The 6,593-nt window shown below is 39.1% G+C and carries 6 protein-coding genes and 1 pseudogene; 4 read left to right on the top strand and 3 right to left on the bottom strand.

All coding sequences use genetic code 11. The annotated features are described in order from the left end of the window. Positions 1-177: pseudogene (locus L634_RS34975) on the bottom strand (DDE-type integrase/transposase/recombinase); the annotation flags it as partial. Between the two features lie 164 nt (positions 178-341). Here L634_RS34975 and L634_RS0120535 point away from each other — a divergent pair. Both L634_RS0120535 and L634_RS0120530 read left to right on the top strand, forming a co-directional pair. Next, the gene (locus L634_RS0120535; protein WP_026584069.1) at positions 342-1,787 is read left to right on the top strand and encodes a hypothetical protein; all 1,446 of its coding nucleotides are present in this window, start codon (positions 342-344) and stop codon (positions 1,785-1,787) included. Between the two features lie 125 nt (positions 1,788-1,912). Then, positions 1,913-2,608 carry an NAD(P)-binding domain-containing protein gene (locus L634_RS0120530; protein ID WP_232233806.1) on the top strand — a complete coding sequence of 232 codons (696 nt, stop codon included), beginning with the start codon at positions 1,913-1,915 and terminating at the stop codon, positions 2,606-2,608. A gap of 25 nt (positions 2,609-2,633) precedes the next feature. On the opposite strand, the gene L634_RS0120525 is transcribed toward L634_RS0120530, so the two are convergent. Both L634_RS0120525 and L634_RS0120515 read right to left on the bottom strand, forming a co-directional pair. After that, complete coding sequence (locus L634_RS0120525) at positions 2,634-4,016, bottom strand: hypothetical protein (RefSeq protein ID WP_026584067.1); 1,383 nt, start codon at positions 4,014-4,016, stop codon at positions 2,634-2,636. A 500-nt stretch (positions 4,017-4,516) separates the two neighbouring features. Next, positions 4,517-4,852 (bottom strand): hypothetical protein, encoded by a 336-nt coding sequence (locus tag L634_RS0120515; protein WP_026584066.1) that lies wholly within the window; start codon positions 4,850-4,852, stop codon positions 4,517-4,519. Between the two features lie 476 nt (positions 4,853-5,328). On the opposite strand from L634_RS0120515, the gene L634_RS0120510 reads away from it, so the two are divergent. Together L634_RS0120510 and L634_RS0120505 are read left to right on the top strand one after the other, a co-directional pair. Beyond that, positions 5,329-5,661: a 2Fe-2S iron-sulfur cluster-binding protein gene (locus L634_RS0120510; protein WP_026584065.1), complete on the top strand. Its 333-nt coding sequence runs from the start codon at positions 5,329-5,331 to the stop codon at positions 5,659-5,661. Between the two features lie 61 nt (positions 5,662-5,722). After that, positions 5,723-6,493: a creatininase family protein gene (locus L634_RS0120505; protein WP_026584064.1), complete on the top strand. Its 771-nt coding sequence runs from the start codon at positions 5,723-5,725 to the stop codon at positions 6,491-6,493. Positions 6,494-6,593 lie beyond the last annotated feature (100 nt).

Here is a 6,593-nt window from a genome sequence, read left to right as displayed (position 1 = left end):
TAGAACTTCAATGACCGGAAGGTCATCCACTTGAAGTTTTCGATAAGGTTTATTTACGGGCTGTTCAGTAGGTTTAACGAACATGCTTTTACCAATCAATAAAGTAAGCAATGTTCGAATGAGTTGTTCTTGATAGTTTATAAAAGTTAATAAATAGGTTATAATTTGAGGGTACAAATTGTCACTTCCATTCTTGGTTGTTGGGTGTGTGGTAACCTCAATTATCCAAAGAATTTAGGGGGTGGCAATTTTTTTGCCTATAAAGCCCTCTATGGAGATATTTTATAACCTATTTCTTATAGAAGTTTTGACAATACGCATACTTTACTGGAGGGGAATATATGGAATTAACATTTGCTCATTGGATATATGCATTTGTTACTGTGTCAGTTATTGCCACGATGCTTTTTAGGAGAGGCGTTGTGCTGCCGGTTATTATGGGAACGTTCTTAGTGGCATTCTTGTACAAAGGAAATTTGATATCAGGTTTCCAGGCTGTATTTAACGCAAACCTCCTCGCCGCAAAAGAGCTTTTTAGCATATTCTTAATCATTTCCCTCATGATTGCTCTCCTTAATTCTTTGAAAGACCTCGGAGCTGATAAAAAGCTTATTGGTCCAATTGAAAAAATTATGGTAAATGGGCATGTTTCCTATTTTGTTTTAATGATTACAACGTACGTGATTTCACTCTTTTTCTGGCCAACTCCTGCGGTACCTCTCATTTGTGCCTTGCTTGTGCCTGCAGCTGTGCGTGCAGGGCTGCCGGTAATGACGTCTGCTATGGTTATTGTCATTGCAGGCCAGGGTATGGCTCTATCTTCCGATTATATTATGCAGGTAGCGCCAATGCTAAGTGCAAAAGCAGCTGGCATTGACAAACTTTTAGTAGCGGATAAAACATTAGTTCTTTCATTGATTACTGGTGTTAGCGCATTGGCATATATTTATTTTTCGCATCGAAAGTCGATCGTTAAAAAACATAATCCTGAATCTGGGCTTAATCCTGAAGATGCAGCTTTTTTTGGTGTAGCCAGTGAACTTGCTGCAACAGCTGAAGAAAGTGCTGAAGCTATGCAAAGGAAAAATACATGGGGAAAGGTATTTGCTGTTTTAGTTCCATTATCCATGCTGGGCGTAATGGTATATATGTTCCAATCAAAGTTAACTGGAGCAACGGGCTTTGAGGGAACAGATGGGGCTGCATTTATCGGAGGGGTTGCAACACTCCTATTGGTGCTGGCGACCCTTGCGTTTAATCGAATCCATGCTTTGGATAAGATTAGCGACCATCTGACAGAAGGTTTTGTGTTTGCTTTCAGGGCGATGGCACCGGTTATTCCGATTGCAGGATTCTTCTTTATGGGAAGTGCAGACTTTACAGGAACAATCCTATCCTTGGATGAAAGTGCTGCCAAACCGGCGTTTTTATTTGATATGATCCAGGCAGGACAATCTTATATTCCAGAAAATGCATTTATTGCAGGTTTTGGTATTTTAATAGTGGGCCTTATCACTGGATTGGATGGTTCAGGATTTTCTGGCCTGCCGTTAACAGGTGCATTATCTGGCGCATTGGCAAATGGCAGCGGCATCGACCCTTCTACACTGGCAGCGATTGGACAAATGGGTGCTATTTGGGGAGGAGGAACGATTGTAGCATGGTCATCCCTTGTAGCAGTAGCAGGTTTCCTTCAGCTATCTCCTCTTGAGCTGGCCAGAAAAAACTTTATTCCGGTCATTACCAGCTTATTCCTCGCTACCTTAATAGGAATATTAATCTGGTAAAAAATAATTATCAAGCTTGAAAATTGCAGGGCTATCCGGCAAAGTTAGTAATACACTAACTTAGGGGATAGCCTTTTTCTTAAGCATGTTATTTAAAATGGATTAAAGATATGGAGAGTGAGAGTGTGGAGAACAAAAAAGTTGGTTTAGCAGGCATTGGAAAATTGGGTACTGCCATGATGGCGCATTGGAATAGATCGAATATGCCTATAGGTATTTATCATCCAAACAGGATAAAAGCAAAACAGTTTATTCAGGGGTTTTCCAATTGCAGCCTTTTAACTGAGCAGGAGCTGAAAGGGATGGATATAATCATATTTGCTTTGCCGGCTGGCAGGGTGATTCCGTTTATGGAAAACATATGGAAAGAAGGAGATTCCTCTTCAGCCAGCTTTATAAATATGGCTACTGCTCTGCCTACAGCAAAAATCAGAGAAAAGTTCCCAGTATACAACTGGTATGGCATAAAATATATGGGACATTCCAGGGATCTATATGAACATGGAAATGGCTTGTTTATTACAGAGGATCATTTGCCAGATCCCATACTCAATCTTTTTAAGCCACTTGGCCAAATAATAAACGAAAAGGAAGAAAAGTTGGTCGAAATTAATAAACTGGCTACCTATTTTGCGGTAAAAACAGCAGTGGAAATTGAAAATGACTTCAGCAAGAAAGGATACCCGCCCGCTTATATAAAGAGAGCTCTTACATCACTTGCCCCTGAAGTCATTCGCTCCTATAGCGAAGGCAATTTGGGGCATTTTGCACAAGAGATTGTGAAAGAAATACAGGAAACGAACAAAAAAGATGCTGATTAACATAAGGTTGATCAGCATCTTTTTTCTATCCCAGCAGTCTTTCCAGCAAAAACAAATAAATCATGACACAAGCTACATAGACACCTGCGAATGGCAGATTCCAGTTGGAGACTTTATAGGAATTGACTTTTATAATATTGGACATAAGGCCTAACGTAGCATTATAAGGACCTATCAAAAAGGCACAAACAGCTCCAGACAACATGGCAACTGTCAAAATATGCGGAGAGATTCCAATCGTTTCCGGGTTAACACCCTCAATCATTAAAGCAAGCGACACGGCAGGATGAAGGCCCAAAAAGGCTAACCCTAAAGGAATAAGAGGCAGGATAATCAGAAAAACCTCAATCCCTGCAGCGTCAATAAAAGCCGATATCCAGCCATATAATATTTCATTAGCATTGGAGAAGTTAATGGCTGAAATAAAGAACCCGGTTGATAAAAAGATGAAAAATTGATCCTTCATGCTCATAGAAAAAGCCTGAAAATGCTCAATCAGCTGATCGCCAAATTCTTTACCTTTTTTCAGCAATACGGACCAGCTAAACGCAAACGGGATGACGATCAATGATACAAGAATTAAAAATGGCAATGAAGATTGTGTTTCTGCCATGGAAACAATGATATTGAAAATGGCGATTGCCGCAAGAATTTGAAAAACTCTTCCGGGCCGGCTGGAATAGCTTGTTTCAAGGGCTGCCGCAGTTTCATGAACAGAATCGCCAAGATTAGGCAGAGTCATTTTTAGTGATTTGCGTGATCCTATAAACCAATCCAACCCTAATCCCAATACACTTAACGGTATGACATATGGCAGGATGGATCCCCAGCTGACACCTGTCATTGTAATGACAATCCCTACAATAGGAGTAACTGGCGCCCAAATTAACGGCATCGCAAAACCTCGTGAAATGGCTCTGCTCATGAATCGTTCCTTGTTTTTTACCGGAAAGCTTTCCAAAGCAGGCCGAATGGAATAATACGTCATAGGAAGAGTAGCGAGGTTCATGAAGATGCTAAAAAAATAGGAAATCCCTGAAGTCATCAGATATAGTTGGCCTGATGTCTTCACTCTTTTTTGAATGATTGCCTGTATGCCCTCTCCGTACCTCCCAAGCTTAATCGGAATCCCCAGAATGGGGATTAAAGTAAACATGGTAAGCAGGTCAAGCATCGGCCCAAAAGCCAGGATATAATTTTGCCACTGAGAACCGCTTGTCCATAGCAGCATTACTCCAAGCCCAAGAAAAATGCCTCCCAGTATCTTGACGAATTTCTTGGCAAGCCAGAATGTGCAAACGACAATAATAAAACATAAAATGGAGAGGAGGGGACTGATCTCCCATTCAGGCATCAGAGTGGAAAGCAAATATAGACTAATGACAGATAAACATAAAACTCTCAGCATATCAGACACCCTCACTATCATAAATAATCTTTCTTTTATAATATCCTGAATGAATTCCGTTTTCTCAAGAAATGAAAATAGAGCTTTTACAACCATGTGATTGTATACCAAAATGCTGATGCCACGGATTTTTATTCATCCATACATAATGAATTTGTTGGAATCTTGGTATTTGGTATACAATCCTATTGTAAATACACAAAAGCCATTATATAATGATGGTAACAGTTAATAAAATTAAAAGGAGGATATCCAAATGTTCAAATTTTTATTTGGTTCTAAATATGCATTCGAAAAATCCCAAAGAAAATTAGCGCGATTGAGAAAAACATTAAAGTTCTAGCCTGGCCGCAATTCTTTGGCGGTTTTTTCTTTTAACTTTCAATTGTGAATTTGAAGAAGGGCTTTCGATTTGAGCGGAACAAATCACCGTTTATTTTATTGAACAACAAACCCGGAAGAAGAGCGGCTTCCTCCGGGTTCGATATCTTCACTTGAATTTATACTGCTGCTTTATCAGACTTTAAGAGTTTGGAGTGGATGGAGTCCTCACTGTTGCCTGAAGCTTTTACAATCTCATCTAATTCCTCGCGGGCTGCTTCAAGGGTTTCAAATCGTTCAAAGAATTTAACGCCGATATGGTTAACATATTCTTTTCCTTCATATTCTTCAAAAAGCTGGATTTTTATATTCTCATCTAAAACTTCTGCAATTGTATATTTTGCCTTTAATTGATTGAAAAAATAAAAGTGATAAGTTTCAACAGGCTTCAAGCCATCGTTATCAAGAATCGTTTGGAAAGTATCTTTATTCGTTAGTACAATGTATTTTCCCATATGAAACACTCCTTAAATTATTTTTAGATTTTACTAGATCAATTGAAAAATGTATCATTCAAAATATGTAAGCTTTTTGGGTATCGCCTCCAAATGGAATATTGTATACCATAAACTTTAATTGTATTGTATAACAAGGAGAAGAAATGTTCAATCCTATATTCTAAATTTTTTAATAATTCCGTTAAAAATGGTGTATTTTAAAATTAGGCTATGTTAAAGCTTATGGTTGATTTTAGCACCCTGTTGATTGGAGCGTAAGGTGCGAGACTCTAGATGGATGCTCACCGTCCTCTCCGCTTGGGAAATCGAAACCCCCGTTAACTGATGCCCTTTTAGAATTTAGATGGTAATGGGTTACCCTTTTTAGGGGAGAGTCAGTAAAAAGATAAAAACCTATTTGCTAATCTTCCAGAAAGGTTGTATACTTTTGGAAAGTATCTAAATTTTTAGAATAAACTGAAAGGGGTTATCAAATGCCAAAGGTTACTCTTCATGTGGATGGAAAGAAAGTGGAGCAGCAAGTGAAAGACAATGCTAATTTAGTAGTGTTAGCGGGGATTCGCCAATTTCCTGAGTTAAAGTATGGCTGTGGAATGGGAAGGTGCACCAAGTGTACATGTGTTGTAATCAGCGGGGGAGAAGATTTAGCACCGCCTAACTGGAAAGAAGAAAAAATGCTTGGCGAAAAGGTCAAAGAGGGCTACAGGTTAACATGCCAGCTAACCATCCAAAATGATATTGAAATCTCCCAGGAAAATATTGCTGTAAAGCCCCAAAAGAAGACGACAGAAGCCATTTCGAAATAGTTTTTTATTTTTTTAATTTCATTGGTATACAAAATACCTTATGTGAGAAGGTGAATATTAAATGAACTGTTACGATCTTACCAAGATGACATGGAAAGAAGTAAAAAAATCTTTAGAAACAGTTGAATTTGCGATCATTCCAGTCGGTGCCCATGAACAGCATGGCCCTCATATGGCTGAAAGCTGTGATGCAGTGCTTGCGGAGAAGATGGCCATAAAGCTGGGAGAAAGGATGTTTCCATATACCATTGTCACCCCAGTTGTTAATATGGGAGTTTCCGAGCACCACATGCATTTTCCTGGAACAATCGCTCTTCAGCCGGCAACCTTGATTGCTGTTTTGACGGACATGGTTTCGTCCTTAAAGCAGCACGGCATTGAGAAGTTTCTATTTCTAAATTCGCATGGAGGCAACCAATCTACATTGAATCTTGCCGCCATGACGATCACAAAAGAATTGGAAGTTGAAGTTTACTATGCAAAAACGACTGCTTCAGCAAAGGAGTCCATTGGCAGATTTGTAAAATCTCCTCTTTTTGGGCACAGCTGTGAAAGGGAAGTGTCTGAAGCCTTGTACCTGGCGCCTGATCTGGTTAGAACCGAACTTCTGCAAAAAGGAGATATCCAAGAAGATGGAAGATGGGAAAGGCTGCGTCCAGGGAAAGCCGTTCAGGGGTTTTACTTCTATGAAGAAATGACAAGAAATGGGTGTATTGGAGATGGCAGACACGGCAGCAGGGAAATCGGCGAGCAAATTGTAGAGGAAGCCTTAAGAAATCTTGTTGAAGAACTTTCTGAGCTGTTTGATCTAAAAGCGGAAATGCTCTATTAATTATATCAATTTTTCAAAAAAGTTTAATTAATCTTTAAAAAATTCTAAAAATTATATTTACAAGTAAAAGATAATAGGTTATCATTTCATTAAGGTATAC

The sequence above is a fragment of the Bacillus sp. J33 genome, from assembly GCF_000518885.1.
GTDB lineage: Bacteria > Bacillota > Bacilli > Bacillales > Cytobacillaceae > Cytobacillus.
The sequence above is the reverse complement of the archived record's forward strand: the minus strand, read 5'-3'. Positions and strand labels throughout refer to the sequence as shown.

What these genes read in the sequence shown, in the direction of transcription:
- L634_RS0120535 (WP_026584069.1), top strand. Translation starts at nt 342, where the DNA reads ATGGAATTAACATTTGCTCATTGGATATATGCATTTGTTACTGTGTCA.
- L634_RS0120515 (WP_026584066.1), bottom strand. Translation starts at nt 4,852, where the DNA reads ATGGGAAAATACATTGTACTAACGAATAAAGATACTTTCCAAACGATT.
- L634_RS0120505 (WP_026584064.1), top strand. Translation starts at nt 5,723, where the DNA reads ATGAACTGTTACGATCTTACCAAGATGACATGGAAAGAAGTAAAAAAA.
- L634_RS0120525 (WP_026584067.1), bottom strand. Translation starts at nt 4,016, where the DNA reads ATGCTGAGAGTTTTATGTTTATCTGTCATTAGTCTATATTTGCTTTCC.
- L634_RS0120510 (WP_026584065.1), top strand. Translation starts at nt 5,329, where the DNA reads ATGCCAAAGGTTACTCTTCATGTGGATGGAAAGAAAGTGGAGCAGCAA.